The organism is Pseudomonas sp. Leaf15, from assembly GCF_001421425.1.
GTDB lineage: Bacteria > Pseudomonadota > Gammaproteobacteria > Pseudomonadales > Pseudomonadaceae > Aquipseudomonas > Aquipseudomonas salomonii.
Window position 1 is genome coordinate 1 of record NZ_LMKI01000037.1, and the last position, 20,260, is coordinate 20,260.

A 20,260-nucleotide genomic window follows, 5' to 3' on the forward strand; every position below is an offset into this window, starting at 1 on the left:
TCACAAAACACCGAAAGCTGTCACATACCCAATTTGCTGAAGCGAAGCCAACTGGCTACGACTCAGTACCCGAATTTCTTGACGACCATAGAGCATTGGAACCACCTGATCCCATCCCGAACTCAGTAGTGAAACGATGCATCGCCGATGGTAGTGTGGGGTTTCCCCATGTGAGAGTAGGTCATCGTCAAGATTAAATTCCGAAACCCCGCCGATGGTAGTGTGGGGTTTCCCCATGTGAGAGTAGGTCATCGTCAAGATTAAATTCCGAAACCCCTGATTGCTAACGCAATCAGGGGTTTTGTTTTGGGCGGTCGAAAAGCGGGCAAAGCTTGCTCATGTTTAGTGTTAATCACAACGCGCCCAGGCTGAGAGGCCGCGAACGCTTTCGTGCCACCGCCCGTGCTAAATCCCGTCCTTTCTATGCAATGACCTTGCGCATGGCTATCATGCGTGCCTCATTGTGAGGCGATGCTTGCATGCTGACGTTGTTAACACTTCTCAAAGATGGTCGATTCCACTCCGGAGAGGCGCTGGGTGCTGCCCTGGGTGTCAGCCGCAGTGCTGTTTGGAAGCAACTCCAGCATCTGGAGTCCGAATTGAACCTGCCCATCCATAAAGTTCGTGGCAGGGGGTATCAGCTGGCATCTCCATTGGTGTTCTTGAATGCTGAAGAAATTCAAGGGCACGCTCCAGCTTTGACGTGGCCTGTTTACATCTCGGATTCCATAGACTCCACCAATGCGGAGGCCTTGCGCCTCGTCGACGCCGGTTGCGCGGCGCCATTTCTGGTGCTTGCGGAGCAGCAGACGGCAGGAAGGGGTAGGCGGGGTCGTAAGTGGGTCAGCCCGTTCGCTCAAAACCTGTATTACAGCCTCGTATTGCGCATTGACGGAGGGTTAAGGCAGTTGGAGGGGCTTAGTCTTGTCGTGGGATTGGCGGTCATGCAGGCGCTGCGTGAGCTGGGTGTCCAGGCTGCTGCATTGAAATGGCCGAACGACGTCCTGGTTGGGCAGAAAAAAATTGCCGGCATCTTGCTGGAATTGGTAGGGGATCCCGCTGATGTTTGCCACGTTGTGCTCGGTGTAGGGATCAACGTAAATATGCAGAAGGCCGCAGAGGTCGATCAGCAGTGGACGTCGGCGCAGCTGGAGACAGGTTCCCCTGTCGACCGTAATCACTTGGTCGCACGGCTTGGGCTGCAACTGCAAAGTCACCTGGAGCGACACAAGGCTTCGGGCTTTGCTGCGCTCCAGGAAGAGTGGGAGCGAAATCATTTGTGGCAGGGTAAGGCCGTATCTCTTATCGCGGGTGTTAACCAGATTGATGGTGTGGTGCTGGGTGTTGATCACCAGGGCGCGCTTCGGCTGAGTGTCGAGGGTGCCGAGAAAATATACAGCGGCGGTGAGCTAAGCCTGAGGTTGCGTGATGATTCTTGAGCTCGACTGTGGGAATAGCTTTATCAAATGGCGTGTGCTCGATTCGCCTACGGCCAGGGCGTCCGCAGAGGGTGTTGTCGGCTCGGACCTTGAATTGATCGAGGGCCTGAAGGCAATCCCGGGACTGTCATTGACGCGTTGCCGCCTGGTGAGTGTTCGGGCCGCTGAGGAGACCGGGCAGCTGGTTGAGGCTTTGCAGGGGGCATTTGGGGTTGCTGTGTCTTGTGCTGCTTCGGCGAGAGAAATGGCGGGTGTACGTAATGGTTACGAAGAGTTCGAGCGTCTTGGGCTAGATCGTTGGTTGGCAATGCTCGGTGGTTTCAAGCTGGCACCAGGTGCCTGCCTGGTGCTTGATTTCGGTACCGCCGCCACTGCGGACTTTATTGCTGCCGATGGTGAACATCTTGGCGGTTTCATTTGCCCGGGAATGCCCCTTATGCGCAGCCAGTTGCGAACGCACACGCGCAAGATCCGCTACGACGATATTGCGGCGGAGCAGGCCCTGGCGCGCCTCTCGCCAGGTCGCACGACTGTTGAAGCCGTTGAGCGGGGTTGTACGCTGATGCTCAGAGGGTTTGTTTTGACCCAGCTTGAGTTGGCTCGAAGTTATTGGGGAGATGACTTCACGGTTTTTCTGACTGGCGGGGATGCTGACCTGGTCTCCGATGCCGTGCCTCACGCTCGTTTTGTTCCTGATCTGGTTTTTGTTGGTCTGGCGATGGCGTGTCCTTTGTCCTGAGGTATTTATGCGTTGGCTGTTTTTGCTTTTGCTCGTTCTCAATGCCTTCTATTACATCTGGCATCAACAGGAAGCCCCGTTGCGCGCTAAAGATGTAACGCCTCTGAGCCTTTATAAGGGCTCTCAGCAGGATATTCGCCTATTGAGTGAATCCTCTGACCCCATGATTCGACGCGATCGAGTAAAAGCGCCTGACGCACAAAATACCTGCCTATACATTGGTGGCTTTGCTGATCAGCGTCAGGCTCAGTCGGTCGAGCAGCGCCTCATAAGCCTGGATATAAAGGTCAAAGTGCTTCTCCTCCATACGCCTGATGCCTCCGGTTATTGGCTGCGTGTGGCCCCTGAAAGCAGGAGGCTGGCTGACGATCTGCCGTTTGAAAACCTTGCTAAGGAATTCAATGAGTTAAAACATAAAATAATGTTGTGCGAAGGCGTTGCAACTGTCGAATAGTTTGCATAGAATGGCGCCCGCTTCGCAGTGAAGACCTTTACGGTCTACAAGGTGAAGTGAAGGTCAACGCAGCTAACCTCATATTTTTAATGAGAAAATGCTTGACAGAAGGCCGGCGTGATGTAGAATGCCGGCTCGCTTAGGAGGGGTTCCCGAGCGGCCAAAGGGATCAGACTGTAAATCTGACGTCTACGACTTCGAAGGTTCGAATCCTTCCCCCTCCACCATTTTTAGCGTGAGCTGCAAGCTCCGCGGGTATAGTTTAGTGGTAGAACCTCAGCCTTCCAAGCTGATGATGCGGGTTCGATTCCCGCTACCCGCTCCAAGTTTGCAGGTTGTGCGATGTGTTTTGCTCTTGTAGCTCAGTTGGTAGAGCACACCCTTGGTAAGGGTGAGGTCAGCGGTTCAAATCCGCTCAAGAGCTCCATATAACAAGGCAGATATGAAAATATCTGCCTTTGTTTTAACAGCTGCCTCGGCTTGTTGGTGTCGCATTTGGCTTTATGGCTAAGTGATTTCAGGTCTAGTGGGGTTGGTTGTTGTAAAGTCTTTTTCAGGCCTGCATAATGGTCGGCCTGATTTTGTTTTAGGTCAGTAGCTCAATTGGCAGAGCGACGGTCTCCAAAACCGTAGGTTGGGGGTTCGATTCCCTCCTGACCTGCCAGATTCACGTGGTGTGTCTGGCTTTCTTTTCACAGGATCTTCATAGATGACTCCTAAGGCTGAAGCTCAAAGCTCTCGTTTCGATCTCGTCAAGTGGCTCGTGGTAGTCGCATTGGTGGTCGTAGGCGTTGTTGGCAATCAGTGCTACTCTGCTTCGCCGATCCTGTACCGCGTACTCGCTTTGCTCGCTCTTGCTGCTGTAGCTGCCTTTGTAGGCCTGCAGACTTCCAAAGGCAAGTCTTTCGCGGTCCTGGTAAAGGAAGCTCGCACCGAAATTCGTAAAGTCGTTTGGCCGACTCGCCAAGAAACCACGCAGACCACGTTGATTGTTGTGGCTGTTGTTCTGGTTATGGCGTTGCTGTTGTGGGGGCTTGATTCCCTGCTCGGCTGGCTTGTTTCCTTGATTGTTGGCTAAGGGTGTCCCGTGGCTAAGCGTTGGTACGTTGTGCATGCTTACTCGGGTTACGAGAAGCATGTTATGCGCTCTTTGCTAGAGCGCGTAAAGCTCGCAGGCATGGAAGATGGCTTCGGCGAAATTCTGGTTCCCACTGAAGAAGTGGTTGAAATGCGGAATGGGCAGAAGCGCAAAAGCGAACGCAAGTTCTTCCCTGGCTACGTGCTGGTTCAGATGGACATGAATGAAGGTACTTGGCACTTGGTCAAGGACACTCCTCGTGTCATGGGTTTCATCGGCGGTACTGCTGATAAGCCTGCTCCGATCACCGACAAAGAGGCAGAAGCAATTCTGCGTCGCGTTGCTGACGGTAGCGACAAGCCTAAGCCGAAGACGTTGTTCGAGCCGGGTGAGGTTGTTCGTGTCACAGATGGTCCGTTTGCTGATTTCAACGGCACCGTCGAAGAAGTTAACTACGAAAAGAGCCGGATCCAGGTCGCAGTGCTCATTTTCGGTCGCTCTACTCCGGTAGAGTTGGAGTTCAGCCAGGTCGAGAAGGTCTAGCTGAGCAAGCATCCCAACCCCGCAGCCTTAGGCTGTGGGGTTTTGTCGTCACTGGGATAAACGCGCAAGTAACCGGGGAGCCTTTCGAGGCGTTTGAACCCGTAATTGGAGTGCCTCATGGCCAAGAAGATTACCGCTTACATCAAGCTGCAAGTGAAGGCCGCTCAGGCCAACCCAAGTCCACCTGTCGGCCCGGCTCTGGGTCAGCACGGCGTGAATATCATGGAATTCTGCAAGGCCTTCAACGCCCGTACTCAGGGTCTTGAGCCAGGTCTGCCGACTCCAGTGATCATCACTGTATACAGCGACCGTAGCTTCACTTTTGAAACCAAGTCGACCCCGGCTTCGGTTCTGCTGAAGAAAGCTGCCGGTCTGACTAGCGGTTCCGCTCGTCCTAACACCGTTAAGGTTGGCACCGTAACTCGTGCTCAGCTGGAAGAAATCGCGAAAACCAAAAACGCGGATCTGACTGCAGCTGATATGGATGCAGCCGTGCGTACCATCGCCGGTTCTGCTCGTAGCATGGGCCTTAACGTGGAGGGTGTGTAATGGCTAAGCTGACCAAGCGCCAAAAGGCTATCGCCGGCAAAATCGAAGCAGGCAAGGCCTACAACTTTGTAGACGCCGCTGCCCTGCTGACCGAGCTGTCGACTGTCAAGTTCAGCGAGTCCGTTGACGTTGCTGTAAACCTGGGCGTTGACCCACGTAAATCCGACCAGGTCGTTCGTAGCGCTACTGTGCTGCCACACGGTACTGGCAAGACTGTACGTGTTGCTGTCTTCACCCAAGGCCCGGCAGCTGAAGCTGCTCTGGCCGCCGGCGCTGATCGCGTTGGCATGGACGACCTGGCTGCCGAAATGAAAGGCGGCGACCTGAACTACGACGTAGTAATTGCTTCCCCGGATGCAATGCGCGTTGTAGGTCAGTTGGGTCAGATCCTCGGTCCACGTGGTCTGATGCCTAACCCTAAAGTCGGCACCGTAACCCCAGACGTAGCTACCGCGGTTAAAAACGCCAAGGCTGGTCAGGTTCGTTATCGCACCGACAAAAACGGCATCATCCACACCTCCGTTGGCAAAGTCGGCTTTGATGCCGTCAAGCTGAAGGAAAACGTTGAAGCCCTGATCGCTGATCTGAAGCGTATCAAGCCAGCTTCTTCGAAAGGTATCTACGTCAAGCGCGTTACCCTGAGCACCACTATGGGCCCAGGTCTGGTCATCGACCAAGGCTCGCTGGACGTATAAGAAACACATTGGCGCGAGAGATCGCGTCAATTGAAAAAATTGGGGTCCCTGCCTGGCGGGGGCTATCCAAGACCGTAGGCGGCGCAAGCCTTAAACCTCAAGCCTACGCAGATGGTGCTCCCGGTTCCTTACCGAATCAGACACCAAAACGACATCCGGCTTCGGCCAGATGAAACGGTAACAAGCAGGAGTTAAACCCGTGGCAATTAATCTCGAAGACAAGAAGGCCATCGTCGCTGAAGTCAACGAGGCTGCCAAAGCTGCTCTGTCCGCTGTCGTGGCTGATGCCCGTGGTGTGACAGTAAGCGCTATGACCGGACTCCGTAAAGAGGCTCGTGAAGCTGGCGTATACGTACGTGTTGTACGTAACACCCTGCTCAAGCGCGCTGTTGCTGACACTGAATACAGTGTCCTCAACGACGTGTTCACCGGCCCGACTCTGATCGCGTTCTCCAAGGATCACCCGGGTGCTGCTGCCCGTTTGTTCAAGGAATTCGCCAAGAGTCAGGATAAGTTCGAGATCAAGGCAGCTGCGTTCGAGGGCAAGTTCCTCGCAGCTAACCAAATCGACGTACTGGCAACACTGCCGACCCGTAACGAAGCTATTTCTCAGCTGATGAGCGTGATTCAAGGCGCTACCAGCAAGTTGGCTCGTACTCTGGCCGCAGTTCGCGAGCAAAAAGAAGCTGCCGCAGCCTAAGGCTGAGCACCTCCTTTCGCGTATTTTTGTTTATTTCGATGGCCGCGTAGGCCGTCCCCCAATTCAGGAAATACAGTAATGTCTATCTCCCAAGAAGATATCCTCAACGCCGTAGCTGAAATGTCGGTTCTGCAGGTTGTTGAGCTGATCAAAGCTTTCGAAGAAAAATTCGGCGTTTCTGCTGCCGCTGCTTCCGCTGGCCCAGCTGTTGCTGCTGTTGCTGCTGAAGAGCAAACCGAATTCAACGTCATGCTGCTGGAAGCTGGCGAGAAGAAAGTAAACGTGATCAAGGCAGTTCGTGAACTGACCGGTCTGGGCCTGAAAGAAGCCAAGGCTGTAGTTGACGGCGCTCCTGCCCAGGTTCTGGAAGCAGTGTCGAAAGACGCCGCTGACAAAGCTAAAGCAGTGCTGGAAGAAGCAGGCGCTAAAGTCGAGCTGAAGTAAGCATCGACCTTGCGTCTCCAGCCCAAGCGTTAAGCTGAAGGCTGATGGCTGGTGGCTCTTGCCACCGGCCTTTTTCCGTTCTTGGCTGTCGACTCGGTCGCCGCCAATTACGCGCTGTAACCACCCGATGCGGTGGTGCAAACCATGGGGTTTGCAAGATTTTCTGGCTGCTCCCGTCGGAGGGGCCAAACAAGCAGGTGACCAAGCTGGGGAACGCTGATGGCTTACTCATATACTGAGAAAAAACGTATCCGCAAGGACTTTAGCAAGTTGCCGGACGTCATGGATGTCCCGTACCTTCTGGCTATCCAGCTGGATTCGTATCGTGAATTCTTGCAGGCGGGAGCGACCAAAGATCAGTTCCGCGACGTGGGCCTGCATGCGGCCTTCAAATCCGTTTTCCCGATCATCAGCTACTCCGGCAATGCTGCGCTGGAGTACGTGGGTTATCGCCTGGGCGAACCGGCATTTGATGTCAAAGAATGCGTGTTGCGCGGTGTTACGTACGCCGTACCTTTGCGGGTAAAAGTCCGCCTGATCATTTTCGACAAAGAATCGTCGAACAAAGCGATCAAGGACATCAAAGAGCAAGAAGTCTACATGGGCGAAATCCCACTGATGACTGAAAACGGTACCTTCGTAATCAACGGTACCGAGCGTGTTATTGTTTCCCAGCTGCACCGTTCCCCGGGCGTGTTCTTCGACCACGACCGCGGCAAGACGCACAGCTCCGGTAAACTCCTGTACTCCGCGCGGATCATTCCGTACCGCGGTTCGTGGTTGGACTTCGAGTTCGACCCGAAAGACTGCGTGTTCGTGCGTATCGACCGTCGTCGCAAGCTGCCGGCCTCGGTACTGCTGCGCGCGCTCGGTTACACCACTGAGCAGGTGCTGGACGCTTTCTACACCACCAACGTGTTCAGCCTGAAGGATGAAACCCTCAGCCTGGAGCTGATTGCTTCGCGTCTGCGTGGTGAAATTGCCGTTCTGGACATTCAGGACGAAAACGGCAAAGTGATCGTTGAAGCGGGTCGTCGTATTACTGCGCGCCACATCAACCAGATCGAAAAAGCCGGCATCAAGTCGCTGGAAGTGCCTCTGGACTACGTCCTGGGTCGCACCACCGCCAAGGTTATCGTTCACCCGGCTACAGGCGAAATCCTGGCTGAGTGCAACACCGAGCTGAACACCGAAATCCTGGCAAAAATCGCCAAGGCCCAGGTTGTTCGCATCGAGACCCTGTACACCAACGACATCGACTGCGGTCCGTTCATCTCCGACACGCTGAAGATCGACTCCACCAGCAACCAATTGGAAGCGCTGGTCGAGATCTATCGCATGATGCGTCCTGGTGAGCCACCAACCAAAGACGCTGCCGAGACCCTGTTCAACAACCTGTTCTTCAGCCCTGAGCGTTATGACCTGTCTGCGGTCGGCCGGATGAAGTTCAACCGTCGTATCGGTCGTACCGAGATCGAAGGTTCGGGCGTGCTGTGCAAGGAAGACATCGTCGCGGTACTGAAGACTCTGGTCGACATCCGTAACGGTAAAGGCATCGTCGATGACATCGACCACCTGGGTAACCGTCGTGTTCGCTGCGTAGGCGAAATGGCCGAAAACCAGTTCCGCGTTGGCCTTGTGCGTGTTGAGCGTGCGGTCAAAGAGCGTCTGTCGATGGCTGAAAGCGAAGGCCTGATGCCGCAAGACCTGATCAACGCCAAGCCAGTGGCTGCGGCGGTGAAAGAGTTCTTCGGTTCCAGCCAGCTTTCCCAGTTCATGGACCAGAACAACCCGCTCTCCGAGATCACCCACAAGCGCCGTGTTTCCGCACTGGGCCCGGGCGGTCTGACCCGTGAGCGTGCAGGCTTTGAAGTTCGTGACGTACACCCGACGCACTACGGTCGTGTTTGCCCGATCGAAACGCCGGAAGGTCCGAACATCGGTCTGATCAACTCCCTGGCCGCTTATGCGCGCACCAACCAGTACGGCTTCCTCGAGAGCCCGTACCGCGTGGTGAAAGACGCTCTGGTCACCGACGAGATCGTATTCCTGTCCGCCATCGAAGAAGCTGATCACGTGATCGCTCAGGCTTCGGCCACGATGAACGACAAGAAAGTCCTGATCGACGAGCTGGTAGCTGTTCGTCACTTGAACGAGTTCACCGTCAAGGCGCCGGAAGACGTCACCTTGATGGACGTTTCGCCGAAGCAGGTAGTTTCGGTTGCAGCGTCGCTGATCCCGTTCCTGGAACACGATGACGCCAACCGTGCGTTGATGGGTTCCAACATGCAGCGTCAAGCTGTACCAACCCTGCGTGCTGACAAGCCGCTGGTAGGTACCGGCATGGAGCGTAACGTAGCCCGTGACTCCGGCGTTTGCGTCGTGGCTCGTCGTGGCGGCGTGATCGACTCCGTTGATGCCAGCCGTATCGTGGTTCGTGTTGCCGATGATGAAGTTGAAACTGGCGAAGCTGGTGTCGACATCTACAACCTGACCAAATACACCCGCTCGAACCAGAACACCTGCATCAACCAGCGTCCGCTGGTGAGCAAGGGTGATCGCGTTCAGCGTAGCGACATCATGGCCGACGGCCCGTCCACCGACATGGGTGAACTGGCACTGGGTCAGAACATGCGCATCGCGTTCATGGCATGGAACGGCTTCAACTTCGAAGACTCCATCTGCCTGTCCGAGCGTGTTGTTCAAGAAGACCGTTTCACCACGATCCACATTCAGGAACTGACCTGTGTGGCACGTGATACCAAGCTTGGGCCAGAGGAAATCACTGCAGACATCCCGAACGTGGGTGAAGCTGCGCTGAACAAGCTGGACGAAGCCGGTATCGTTTACGTAGGTGCTGAAGTTGGCGCAGGCGACATCCTGGTAGGTAAGGTCACTCCGAAAGGCGAGACCCAACTGACTCCGGAAGAGAAGCTGCTGCGTGCCATCTTCGGTGAAAAAGCCAGCGACGTTAAAGACACCTCCCTGCGTGTACCTACCGGTACCAAGGGTACTGTCATCGACGTACAGGTCTTCACCCGTGACGGCGTTGAGCGTGATGCTCGTGCGCTGTCCATCGAGAAGACTCAACTCGACGAGATCCGCAAGGACCTGAACGAAGAGTTCCGTATCGTTGAAGGCGCGACCTTCGAACGTCTGCGTTCCGCTCTGGTAGGCCACAAGGCTGAAGGCGGCGCAGGTCTGAAGAAAGGTCAGGACATCACCGACGAAGTACTCGACGGTCTTGAGCACGGCCAGTGGTTCAAACTGCGCATGGCTGAAGATGCTCTGAACGAGCAGCTCGAGAAGGCTCAGGCCTATATCGTTGATCGCCGCCGTCTGCTGGACGACAAGTTCGAAGACAAGAAGCGCAAACTGCAGCAGGGCGATGACCTGGCTCCAGGCGTGCTGAAAATCGTCAAGGTTTACCTGGCAATCCGTCGCCGCATCCAGCCGGGCGACAAGATGGCCGGTCGTCACGGTAACAAAGGTGTGGTCTCCGTGATCATGCCGGTTGAAGACATGCCGCACGATGCCAATGGCACCCCGGTCGACGTCGTCCTCAACCCGTTGGGCGTACCTTCGCGTATGAACGTTGGTCAGATCCTCGAAACCCACCTGGGCCTCGCGGCCAAAGGTCTGGGCGAGAAGATCAACCGTATGATCGAAGAGCAGCGCAAGGTTGCTGACCTGCGCAAGTTCCTGCACGAGATCTACAACGAGATCGGCGGTCGCAACGAAGAGCTGGACACCTTCTCCGACCAGGAAATCCTGGATCTGGCGAAGAACCTGCGCGGCGGCGTTCCAATGGCTACCCCGGTATTCGACGGTGCCAAGGAAAGCGAAATCAAGGCCATGCTGAAACTGGCAGACCTGCCGGAAAGCGGCCAGATGCAGCTGTTCGACGGCCGTACCGGCAACAAGTTTGAGCGCCCGGTTACTGTTGGCTACATGTACATGCTGAAGCTGAACCACTTGGTAGACGACAAGATGCACGCTCGTTCTACCGGTTCGTACAGCCTGGTTACCCAGCAGCCGCTGGGTGGTAAGGCTCAGTTCGGTGGTCAGCGTTTCGGGGAGATGGAGGTCTGGGCACTGGAAGCATACGGTGCTGCATACACTCTGCAAGAAATGCTCACAGTGAAGTCGGACGATGTGAACGGTCGGACCAAGATGTACAAAAACATCGTGGACGGCGATCACCGTATGGAGCCGGGCATGCCCGAGTCTTTCAACGTGTTGATCAAAGAAATTCGTTCCCTCGGCATCGATATCGATCTGGAAACCGAATAACACGTGACGCGAATCGAGAGCGGGGCCGTTTGGCCCGCTCTCTGCTCCGCCAGGAGGAAAGGCCTTGAAAGACCTACTGAATTTGCTGAAAAACCAGGGTCAAGTCGAAGAGTTCGACGCCATCCGTATTGGGTTGGCATCGCCTGAGATGATCCGTTCGTGGTCGTTCGGTGAAGTTAAAAAGCCGGAAACCATTAACTACCGTACGTTCAAACCAGAACGTGACGGCCTGTTCTGCGCCAAGATCTTTGGCCCGGTAAAGGATTACGAGTGCCTGTGCGGTAAGTACAAGCGCTTGAAGCACCGTGGTGTGATCTGCGAGAAGTGCGGCGTAGAAGTTGCGCTGGCTAAAGTTCGTCGTGAGCGCATGGCGCACATCGAACTGGCTTCGCCGGTTGCCCACATCTGGTTCCTGAAATCGCTGCCGTCCCGTATCGGCTTGCTGATGGACATGACCCTGCGTGATATCGAACGCGTTCTCTACTTCGAGAGCTATGTCGTTATCGATCCAGGCATGACCACCCTTGAAAAAGGTCAGCTGCTGAACGACGAGCAGTACTTCGAAGCGCTGGAAGAGTTCGGCGACGACTTTGATGCCCGTATGGGTGCCGAAGCTGTCCGCGAGCTGCTGCACGCTATCGACCTGGAGCACGAGATTGGCCGTCTGCGCGAAGAAATTCCGCAAACCAACTCGGAAACCAAGATCAAGAAGCTGTCCAAGCGTCTGAAGTTGATGGAAGCCTTCCAGGGTTCCGGCAACTTGCCAGAGTGGATGGTGCTGACCGTTCTGCCGGTTCTGCCGCCAGACCTGCGTCCGCTGGTACCGTTGGACGGTGGTCGTTTCGCGACGTCCGACCTCAACGACCTGTACCGCCGCGTGATCAACCGTAACAACCGCTTGAAGCGCCTGCTTGATCTGTCCGCTCCGGACATCATCGTGCGCAACGAAAAGCGTATGTTGCAAGAAGCTGTCGATGCCTTGCTCGACAACGGCCGTCGTGGCCGCGCTATCACCGGTTCCAACAAGCGTCCTCTGAAATCCTTGGCTGACATGATCAAGGGTAAGCAAGGTCGTTTCCGTCAGAACTTGCTCGGTAAGCGTGTTGACTACTCCGGTCGTTCGGTAATTACCGTAGGCCCGACCCTGCGTCTGCACCAGTGCGGTCTGCCCAAGAAGATGGCACTTGAGCTGTTCAAGCCATTCATCTTCGGCAAGCTGGAAATGCGCGGTCTCGCGACCACCATCAAAGCGGCCAAGAAAATGGTCGAGCGCGAACTGCCAGAGGTTTGGGACGTTCTCGCTGAAGTGATTCGCGAACACCCGGTTCTCCTCAACCGTGCACCGACCCTTCACCGTCTGGGTATCCAGGCGTTTGAACCGGTACTGATCGAAGGTAAGGCTATCCAGCTGCACCCTCTGGTCTGTGCTGCGTACAACGCCGACTTCGACGGCGACCAAATGGCCGTGCACGTACCGCTGACACTGGAAGCCCAGTTGGAAGCGCGTGCGTTGATGATGTCGACCAACAACATTCTGTCGCCAGCCAACGGTGAGCCAATCATCGTTCCGTCGCAGGACGTTGTATTGGGCCTGTACTACATGACTCGTGAGGCGATCAACGCCAAAGGCGAAGGTCGTGTGTTCGCTGACCTGCAAGAAGTTGACCGTGTGTTCCGTGCCGGCGAAGCCGCACTGCACGCTAAGGTCAAAGTGCGGATCAACGAAACCGTCAACGACCGTGATGGCGGCAGCGTGAGCGGCACCCGTATTGTCGACACCACTGTCGGCCGTGCGCTGCTGTATCAAGTTGTGCCAAAAGGCCTGTCGTACGACGTCGTCAACTTGCCGATGAAGAAAAAAGCGATCTCCAAGCTGATCAACCAGTGCTACCGCGTGGTTGGTTTGAAAGAGACCGTGATCTTCGCTGACCAATTGATGTACACCGGCTTTGCTTATTCGACCATTTCCGGCGTTTCCATCGGTGTTAACGACTTCGTTATCCCGGATGAAAAAGCCCAGATCATCAATGCTGCAACTGATGAAGTGAAAGAAATCGAAAGCCAGTACGCCTCCGGCCTGGTAACCCAGGGCGAGAAGTACAACAAAGTGATCGACCTTTGGTCCAAGGCCAACGACGAAGTGTCGAAGGCGATGATGGCGAACCTCTCGAAAGAGAAGGTTATCGACCGTCATGGCGTAGAAGTCGATCAAGAGTCGTTCAACTCGATGTACATGATGGCCGACTCGGGCGCACGGGGTTCTGCTGCGCAGATCCGTCAGCTCGCCGGTATGCGTGGCCTGATGGCCAAGCCGGACGGTTCCATCATCGAAACGCCGATTACTGCGAACTTCCGTGAAGGTTTGAGCGTACTTCAGTACTTCATCTCCACTCACGGTGCTCGTAAGGGTCTTGCGGATACCGCGTTGAAAACGGCTAACTCCGGTTACCTGACTCGTCGTCTGGTAGACGTTGCACAAGACTTGGTTGTGACTGAAGTCGACTGCGGCACCGAACACGGTCTGCTGATGACTCCGCACATCGAAGGCGGCGACGTTGTAGAGCCGTTGGGTGAGCGCGTACTGGGTCGAGTAATCGCCCGTGACGTATTCAAGCCAGGTACCGAGGAAGTTATCGTTCCTGCCGGCACCCTGGTAGATGAAAAGTGGGTCGAGTTCATCGAACTCAACAGCATCGACGAAGTGATTGTTCGCTCGCCGATCAGCTGCGAAACCCGCTACGGCATTTGTGCCAAGTGCTACGGCCGTGACTTGGCTCGTGGTCACCAGGTGAACATCGGTGAAGCGGTCGGCGTAATCGCTGCCCAGTCCATCGGTGAGCCGGGTACCCAGCTGACCATGCGTACGTTCCACATCGGTGGTGCGGCAAGCCGGACCTCCGCAGCCGACAGCGTTCAGGTCAAGAACGGCGGTACCGTCCGTCTGCACAACCTGAAACACGTTGAGCGAGTGGATGGTTGCCTGGTTGCTGTGTCCCGTTCCGGTGAGCTGGCAATCGCTGATGACTACGGTCGTGAGCGTGAGCGTTACAAGCTGCCGTACGGTGCTGTGATCTCGGTTAAAGAAGGTGACAAGGTCGACGCTGGCGCAATCGTGGCCAAGTGGGATCCGCACACTCACCCAATCGTTACCGAAATGAAAGGTACCGTGACCTACGTGGGCATGGAAGAAGGCATCACGATCAAGCGTCAGACTGACGAATTGACCGGTATGACCAACATTGAAGTACTCGACGCGAAAGATCGTCCAGCTGCCGGTAAAGACATCCGTCCTGCCGTTAAGATGGTCGACGACAACGGCAAAGACTTGTTGCTGCCAGGCACTGACGTAATCGCTCAGTACTTCCTGCCAGCCAACGCCCTGGTCGGTGTAGCGGATGGTGCGAAGATCGCGATCGGTGATGTTATCGCGCGTATCCCGCAAGAAACTTCGAAGACCCGCGACATCACCGGTGGTCTGCCGCGTGTTGCCGACTTGTTCGAAGCTCGTCGTCCGAAAGAAGCGTCGATTCTGGCTGAAGTCAGCGGCACCATCGCGTTCGGTAAAGAGACCAAAGGCAAGCGCCGTCTGGTTATTACCCCGAACGATGGTACTGATCCGTACGAAGAGCTGATTCCGAAGTGGCGTCACCTGAACGTCTTCGAAGGCGAACAGGTAAACCGCGGCGAAGTTATCTCCGACGGCCCGAGCGATCCACACGACATCCTGCGTCTGCTGGGTGTGAGTGCGCTGGCCAAGTACATCGTTAACGAGATCCAGGACGTTTACCGTCTGCAAGGCGTGAAGATCAACGATAAGCACATCGAGACCATCCTGCGTCAGATGCTGCGTAAAGTTGAAATCGCTGAATCCGGCGATTCCAGTTTCATCAAGGGCGACCAGATGGAACTGACTCACGTACTGGTAGAAAACGAACGTCTGGGCGCGGAAGACAAATTTGTCTCCAAGTTCACTCGTGTGTTGCTGGGTATCACCAAGGCGTCGCTGTCCACTGAGTCGTTCATCTCGGCGGCCTCCTTCCAGGAGACCACTCGCGTACTGACCGAAGCAGCGGTAACCGGCAAGCGCGATTACCTGCGCGGCCTGAAAGAAAACGTAGTCGTGGGTCGTCTGATCCCGGCAGGTACCGGTTTGGCTTACCACAGCGAGCGCAAGCGCCGCCGTGATGCTGACAAGCCGCTGCGCGTAAGCGCCAGTGAAGTGGAAGCTGCACTGACCGAAGCGCTGAACTCAAGCGGTAACTGAGTTCTGCGATAAATGAGTCTGGGCCCTGGCAGCCCCCATTCGTCGGATCGAGGCATTTTTGTCCCGGTTCGATGAGAGGGGAGGTCGGGGCCTTGCCTTGACTGGGGGCAAGATCCTCTTTAGACTCTTGTACCCCTAAATTTGGCGGGAATTCGTTCCTGCCATTTTGCTTTTCTTGCAAGACAATAGCGTCGCAAGACAACAGTGGAGCTAGTAGATGGCAACTATCAACCAGCTGGTACGTCAGCCGCGTAAGCGTATCGTCGAGAAATCCGACGTACCTGCGCTGCAGAACTGCCCGCAACGTCGTGGCGTATGCACTCGTGTGTATACCACCACGCCGAAAAAACCTAACTCGGCACTGCGTAAAGTATGCCGTGTGCGTCTGACCAACGGTTTCGAGGTTTCCTCGTACATCGGCGGTGAAGGCCACAACCTGCAAGAGCACAGCGTGGTACTGATCCGCGGCGGTCGTGTAAAAGACTTGCCAGGTGTTCGTTACCACACCGTACGCGGCTCCTTGGATACTTCCGGCGTTAAAGGTCGTAACCAGGGTCGTTCGAAGTACGGTACCAAGAAGCCTAAGTAGTAGCGGCTTTTTGTAAAACTGAATCATCTTATTTTCTGAGTCGATAAGAGTAAGGTCGGAGGCGTCCCGAAAGGGCACCGATTCCGAACGAACCTGAAGACCGTTTGAGGGCTTATCCATGCCAAGAAGACGCGTAGCAGCCAAGCGCGAAGTGCTTGACGATCCAAAATACGGAAGCCAAATTCTGGCCAAGTTCATGAACCACGTGATGGAAAGCGGCAAGAAAGCCGTTGCCGAGCGTATCGTTTATGGCGCGCTGGAAAAGGTTAAAGAACGCAAGAACAGCGACCCCCTGGAAATCTTCGAGAAAGCTCTCGACGCCATCGCTCCGCTGGTCGAAGTGAAGTCGCGCCGTGTAGGCGGTGCTACTTACCAGGTTCCGGTCGAAGTTCGTCCGTCCCGTCGTAACGCTCTGGCAATGCGCTGGTTGGTAGATTTCGCCCGTAAGCGCGGCGAGAAGTCTATGGCTCTGCGTTTGGCCGGCGAGCTGTTGGACGCTGCTGAAGGTAAAGGTGCTGCTGTTAAGAAGCGTGAAGACGTGCACCGTATGGCTGAAGCTAACAAAGCTTTCTCGCACTACCGCTTCTAATCTTAGCTTCACTAATTTTGCGAGGGCTTTATGGCTCGTACTACTCCGATTAGCCGCTACCGTAACATCGGTATCGTTGCTCACGTGGATGCTGGTAAAACCACCACCACCGAGCGCGTACTGTTTTACACCGGCAAAAGTCACAAGATGGGCGAGGTGCATGACGGCGCCGCGACCACAGACTGGATGGTTCAGGAGCAGGAGCGTGGTATTACCATTACTTCTGCTGCTATTACCGCCTTCTGGAAAGGTTCCGAGAAGCAGTACAAAGATGAGCACCGCTTCAACGTAATCGATACCCCGGGCCACGTAGACTTCACCATTGAAGTTGAACGTTCCCTGCGCGTACTCGACGGCGCTGTCGTTGTGTTCTGCGGTACCTCGGGTGTTGAGCCTCAGTCGGAAACCGTATGGCGTCAAGCCAACAAATACGGTGTTCCACGTCTTGTTTACGTCAACAAGATGGACCGTGCTGGTGCCAACTTCCTGCGCGTGATCGGTCAGATCAAGCAGCGTCTGGGTCACACCCCGGTGCCAATCCAGTTGGCTATCGGTTCCGAAGACAACTTCCAGGGCCAGATCGATCTGCTGACCATGGAAGCTGTTTACTGGAACGATGCTGACAAAGGTATGGTTCCTGTTCGCAAGCCTATCCCTGCTGAACTGCAGGAACTGGCTGACGAATGGCGCAACAACATGGTTGAAGCTGCGGCCGAAGCCAACGAAGAGCTGATGAACAAGTACCTCGAAGGTGAAGAACTCACCAACGTGGAAATCAAGGCTGCTCTGCGTCAGCGTACTATCGCTGGTGAGATCGTCTTGGCTGTTTGCGGTTCCTCGTTCAAGAACAAGGGCGTTCCCCTGGTTCTCGATGCTGTGATCGACTACCTGCCGGCACCAGTGGATATTCCTGCCATCAAGGGTACTGACCCGGATGACGAGACTATCGAGCTGGAGCGTCATGCAGACGACGCAGAACCGTTCTCCGCTCTGGCATTTAAAATTGCCACTGACCCATTCGTGGGTACCTTGACCTTCGTCCGTGTTTACTCGGGCGTGTTGAACTCCGGCGACGGCGTGATCAACTCGGTTAAAGGCAAGAAAGAGCGCGTGGGTCGTATGGTGCAAATGCACGCAAACGCCCGCGAAGAGATCAAGGAAGTACGCGCTGGTGACATCGCGGCCTTGATCGGCATGAAGGACGTCACCACTGGTGAAACCTTGTGCAACGCTGACAAGCCAATCATCCTGGTTCGTATGGACTTCCCGGAGCCGGTTATTTCGGTTGCCGTAGAGCCTAAGACCAAGGATGACCAGGAAAAAATGGGTATTGCTCTGGGCAAACTTGCTCAGGAAGATCCATCTTTCCGCGTCAAGACTGATGAAGAGACTGGTCAAACGATCATCTCCGGCATGGGCGAGCTGCACCTGGACATCCTGGTTGACCGGATGCGCCGTGAGTTCAACGTCGAAGCCAACATCGGTAAGCCTCAGGTTTCCTATCGTGAGCGCATCACGAAGAACTGTGAAATCGAAGGCAAGTTCGTTCGTCAGTCCGGCGGTCGTGGTCAGTTCGGTCACTGCTGGATCCGTTTTGCTCCTGCTGACGAAGGTCAGGAAGGTCTGCAATTCGTGAACGAAGTAGTTGGTGGTGTTGTTCCTAAGGAATACATCCCGGCTATCCAGAAGGGTATCGAAGAGCAGATGAAGAACGGTGTTGTTGCCGGCTATCCGCTGATCGGCCTGAAAGCAACCGTTTTTGACGGTTCTTACCACGACGTCGACTCCAACGAGATGGCGTTTAAGGTGGCTGCTTCCATGGCAACCAAGCAACTGGCCCAGAAGGGCGGTGGTGAGTTGCTTGAGCCAATCATGGCGGTAGAAGTTGTTACACCTGAAGACTATATGGGTGATGTCATGGGCGACCTTAACCGTCGTCGCGGCATGATCTTGGGTATGGAAGACACGGTTTCCGGCAAAGTGATTCGCGCCGAGGTTCCGTTGGGTGAGATGTTCGGTTATGCGACCGACGTTCGCTCCATGTCCCAGGGTCGCGCAAGCTACTCTATGGAATTCAAAAAATACAACACAGCTCCGGCGCACATCGCTGAAACTGTATCCAAAAAACAAGGCTGATTCAGTCCTTTAGGCAAGGAGTTAATTGTCGTGGCTAAAGAAAAATTTGATCGTTCCCTACCGCACGTCAACGTTGGCACCATCGGTCACGTTGACCACGGTAAAACCACTCTGACTGCTGCTCTGACTCGCGTTTGCTCCGAAGTATTCGGTTCCGCAATCGTTGATTTCGATAAAATCGACAGCGCACCAGAAGAAAAAGCTCGTGGTATCACCATCAACACCGCGCACGTTGAATACAACTCGCTGATCCGTCACTACGCTCACGTTGACTGCCCAGGTCACGCTGACTATGTGAAGAACATGATCACCGGTGCTGCCCAGATGGACGGCGCGATCCTGGTTTGCTCGGCCGCTGATGGTCCGATGCCACAAACCCGTGAGCACATCCTGCTGTCCCGCCAGGTTGGCGTTCCGTACATCGTGGTTTACCTGAACAAGGCTGACCTGGTAGACGACGCTGAGCTGCTGGAACTGGTTGAGATGGAAGTGCGCGATCTGCTGAGCACTTACGACTTCCCAGGCGACGACACTCCGATCATCATCGGTTCTGCTCGTATGGCTCTGGAAGGCAAAGACGATAACGAAATGGGCACCACGTCCGTTCGTAAACTGGTTGAGACTCTGGACAGCTACATCCCAGATCCAGTTCGTGTTATCGACAAGCCGTTCCTGATGCCAATCGAAGACGTATTCTCGATCTCCGGTCGCGGTACTGTTGTAACTGGTCGTATCGAGCGCGGTATCGTCAAGGTTCAAGATCCACTGGAAATCGTTGGTCTGCGTGACACTACCGTCACCACCTGCACCGGTGTTGAAATGTTCCGTAAGCTGCTCGACGAAGGTCGTGCTGGCGAGAACTGCGGCGTTCTGCTGCGTGGTACCAAGCGTGACGACGTTGAGCGTGGCCAGGTTCTGGTTAAGCCAGGTTCGGTTAAGCCGCACACCAAGTTCGAAGCTGAAGTGTACGTGCTGAGCAAAGAAGAAGGCGGCCGTCACACTCCGTTCTTCAAAGGCTACCGTCCACAGTTCTACTTCCGTACTACCGACGTAACCGGTAACTGCGAACTGCCGGAAGGCGTAGAAATGGTAATGCCAGGCGACAACATCAAAATGGTTGTCACCCTGATCAAAACCATCGCTATGGAAGACGGTCTGCGTTTCGCAATCCGTGAAGGCGGCCGTACCGTTGGTGCTGGCGTTGTAGCTAAAATCATCGAGTAATTATCTCTTCTGAGATAGCTCTGATGTTTTGAAAAGGCCCCCGCTCAGCGGGGGCCTTTTTTATTGGGTTGACACCTATCAGGGCCGTCTATAGAATTGCGCCTCCTTTTAACGGGCGTATTGCGCTCGCTGGGAATAGCAGCCGGAGTCTGAAATCCAATGCAAAATCAGCAAATCCGTATCAGGTTGAAGGCTTTTGACCATCGCCTGATCGACCAATCCACCCAGGAAATCGTGGAAACCGCGAAACGTACTGGTGCTCAAGTGCGTGGTCCAATTCCACTGCCTACCCGTAAAGAGCGGTTCACCGTTCTGGTCTCCCCGCACGTCAACAAAGACGCGCGTGACCAGTACGAGATCCGTACTCATAAGCGCGTACTGGACATCGTCCAGCCAACGGATAAAACCGTTGATGCACTTATGAAGCTTGATCTGGCGGCCGGTGTGGAAGTACAGATCAGCCTCGGCTAAGACTTGGGTCTTAGTCGTGTAACGCTCTGAAATGGGCGGCCATAGCGGGTGAA

Annotated in this window: 16 protein-coding genes, 4 tRNA genes and 1 rRNA gene; all 21 read left to right on the top strand. The window is 55.0% G+C overall.

All coding sequences use genetic code 11. The annotated features are described in order from the left end of the window. The first annotated feature begins 77 nt into the window (after positions 1-77). The 21 genes from rrf (at position 78) to rpsJ (ending at position 20,207) form a co-directional block, all read left to right on the top strand. Positions 78-193: ribosomal RNA gene (gene rrf, locus ASE80_RS28670) — 5S ribosomal RNA — on the top strand. Between the two features lie 286 nt (positions 194-479). Further along, on the top strand, positions 480-1,439 hold the full coding sequence (gene birA / locus ASE80_RS28675; protein WP_056861889.1) for a bifunctional biotin--[acetyl-CoA-carboxylase] ligase/biotin operon repressor BirA: 960 nt from the start codon (positions 480-482) through the stop codon (positions 1,437-1,439). Then, on the top strand, positions 1,429-2,178 hold the full coding sequence (locus tag ASE80_RS28680) for a pantothenate kinase (RefSeq protein ID WP_056861890.1): 750 nt from the start codon (positions 1,429-1,431) through the stop codon (positions 2,176-2,178). The genes birA and ASE80_RS28680 overlap by 11 nt, the downstream gene beginning before the upstream one ends. Before the next feature lie 7 nt (positions 2,179-2,185). Next, positions 2,186-2,632 carry a hypothetical protein gene (locus ASE80_RS28685; RefSeq protein WP_056861891.1) on the top strand — a complete coding sequence of 149 codons (447 nt, stop codon included), beginning with the start codon at positions 2,186-2,188 and terminating at the stop codon, positions 2,630-2,632. 142 nt (positions 2,633-2,774) lie between these two features. Continuing rightward, positions 2,775-2,859: transfer RNA gene (locus ASE80_RS28690), tRNA-Tyr, on the top strand. Positions 2,860-2,883: 24 nt separating this feature from the next. Next, a tRNA-Gly gene (locus tag ASE80_RS28695) sits at positions 2,884-2,957 on the top strand. Between the two features lie 26 nt (positions 2,958-2,983). Then, positions 2,984-3,059, top strand: a tRNA-Thr gene (locus tag ASE80_RS28700). A 161-nt stretch (positions 3,060-3,220) separates the two neighbouring features. Then, positions 3,221-3,296: transfer RNA gene (locus ASE80_RS28705), tRNA-Trp, on the top strand. Positions 3,297-3,341: 45 nt separating this feature from the next. After that, positions 3,342-3,710, top strand: coding sequence for a preprotein translocase subunit SecE (gene secE, locus ASE80_RS28710; protein ID WP_056861892.1), 369 nt, complete (start codon positions 3,342-3,344; stop codon positions 3,708-3,710). A 9-nt stretch (positions 3,711-3,719) separates the two neighbouring features. After that, positions 3,720-4,253: a transcription termination/antitermination protein NusG gene (gene nusG, locus ASE80_RS28715; protein ID WP_003176436.1), complete on the top strand. Its 534-nt coding sequence runs from the start codon at positions 3,720-3,722 to the stop codon at positions 4,251-4,253. Between the two features lie 117 nt (positions 4,254-4,370). Continuing rightward, complete coding sequence (gene rplK / locus ASE80_RS28720) at positions 4,371-4,802, top strand: 50S ribosomal protein L11 (RefSeq protein WP_003176435.1); 432 nt, start codon at positions 4,371-4,373, stop codon at positions 4,800-4,802. Next, positions 4,802-5,497 carry a 50S ribosomal protein L1 gene (gene rplA / locus ASE80_RS28725; RefSeq protein WP_003232403.1) on the top strand — a complete coding sequence of 232 codons (696 nt, stop codon included), beginning with the start codon at positions 4,802-4,804 and terminating at the stop codon, positions 5,495-5,497. Before rplK ends, rplA begins: the two co-directional genes overlap by 1 nt. 199 nt (positions 5,498-5,696) lie before the next feature. Further along, a complete protein-coding gene (gene rplJ, locus ASE80_RS28730; protein ID WP_056861893.1) occupies positions 5,697-6,197 on the top strand; it encodes a 50S ribosomal protein L10 in 501 nt (166 codons plus the stop codon). A gap of 78 nt (positions 6,198-6,275) precedes the next feature. Continuing rightward, positions 6,276-6,641, top strand: coding sequence for a 50S ribosomal protein L7/L12 (rplL, locus tag ASE80_RS28735; protein ID WP_010566858.1), 366 nt, complete (start codon positions 6,276-6,278; stop codon positions 6,639-6,641). Positions 6,642-6,860: 219 nt separating this feature from the next. Then, positions 6,861-10,934 carry a DNA-directed RNA polymerase subunit beta gene (gene rpoB, locus ASE80_RS28740; RefSeq protein WP_017135961.1) on the top strand — a complete coding sequence of 1,358 codons (4,074 nt, stop codon included), beginning with the start codon at positions 6,861-6,863 and terminating at the stop codon, positions 10,932-10,934. A gap of 64 nt (positions 10,935-10,998) precedes the next feature. Continuing rightward, positions 10,999-15,198: a DNA-directed RNA polymerase subunit beta' gene (rpoC, locus tag ASE80_RS28745; RefSeq protein WP_017135962.1), complete on the top strand. Its 4,200-nt coding sequence runs from the start codon at positions 10,999-11,001 to the stop codon at positions 15,196-15,198. 217 nt (positions 15,199-15,415) lie between these two features. Next, positions 15,416-15,787 carry a 30S ribosomal protein S12 gene (gene rpsL / locus ASE80_RS28750; protein WP_002555494.1) on the top strand — a complete coding sequence of 124 codons (372 nt, stop codon included), beginning with the start codon at positions 15,416-15,418 and terminating at the stop codon, positions 15,785-15,787. 118 nt (positions 15,788-15,905) lie between these two features. Continuing rightward, on the top strand, positions 15,906-16,376 hold the full coding sequence (rpsG, locus tag ASE80_RS28755) for a 30S ribosomal protein S7 (protein ID WP_002555493.1): 471 nt from the start codon (positions 15,906-15,908) through the stop codon (positions 16,374-16,376). A 30-nt stretch (positions 16,377-16,406) separates the two neighbouring features. Then, positions 16,407-18,512, top strand: a complete 2,106-nt coding sequence (gene fusA / locus ASE80_RS28760) for an elongation factor G (protein ID WP_015886136.1) — start codon at positions 16,407-16,409, stop codon at positions 18,510-18,512. A gap of 30 nt (positions 18,513-18,542) precedes the next feature. Next, positions 18,543-19,736, top strand: coding sequence for an elongation factor Tu (gene tuf / locus ASE80_RS28765; RefSeq protein WP_003176426.1), 1,194 nt, complete (start codon positions 18,543-18,545; stop codon positions 19,734-19,736). A gap of 159 nt (positions 19,737-19,895) precedes the next feature. Then, positions 19,896-20,207, top strand: a complete 312-nt coding sequence (gene rpsJ / locus ASE80_RS28770; RefSeq protein ID WP_003186070.1) for a 30S ribosomal protein S10 — start codon at positions 19,896-19,898, stop codon at positions 20,205-20,207. The last annotated feature ends 53 nt before the right edge of the window (positions 20,208-20,260 follow it).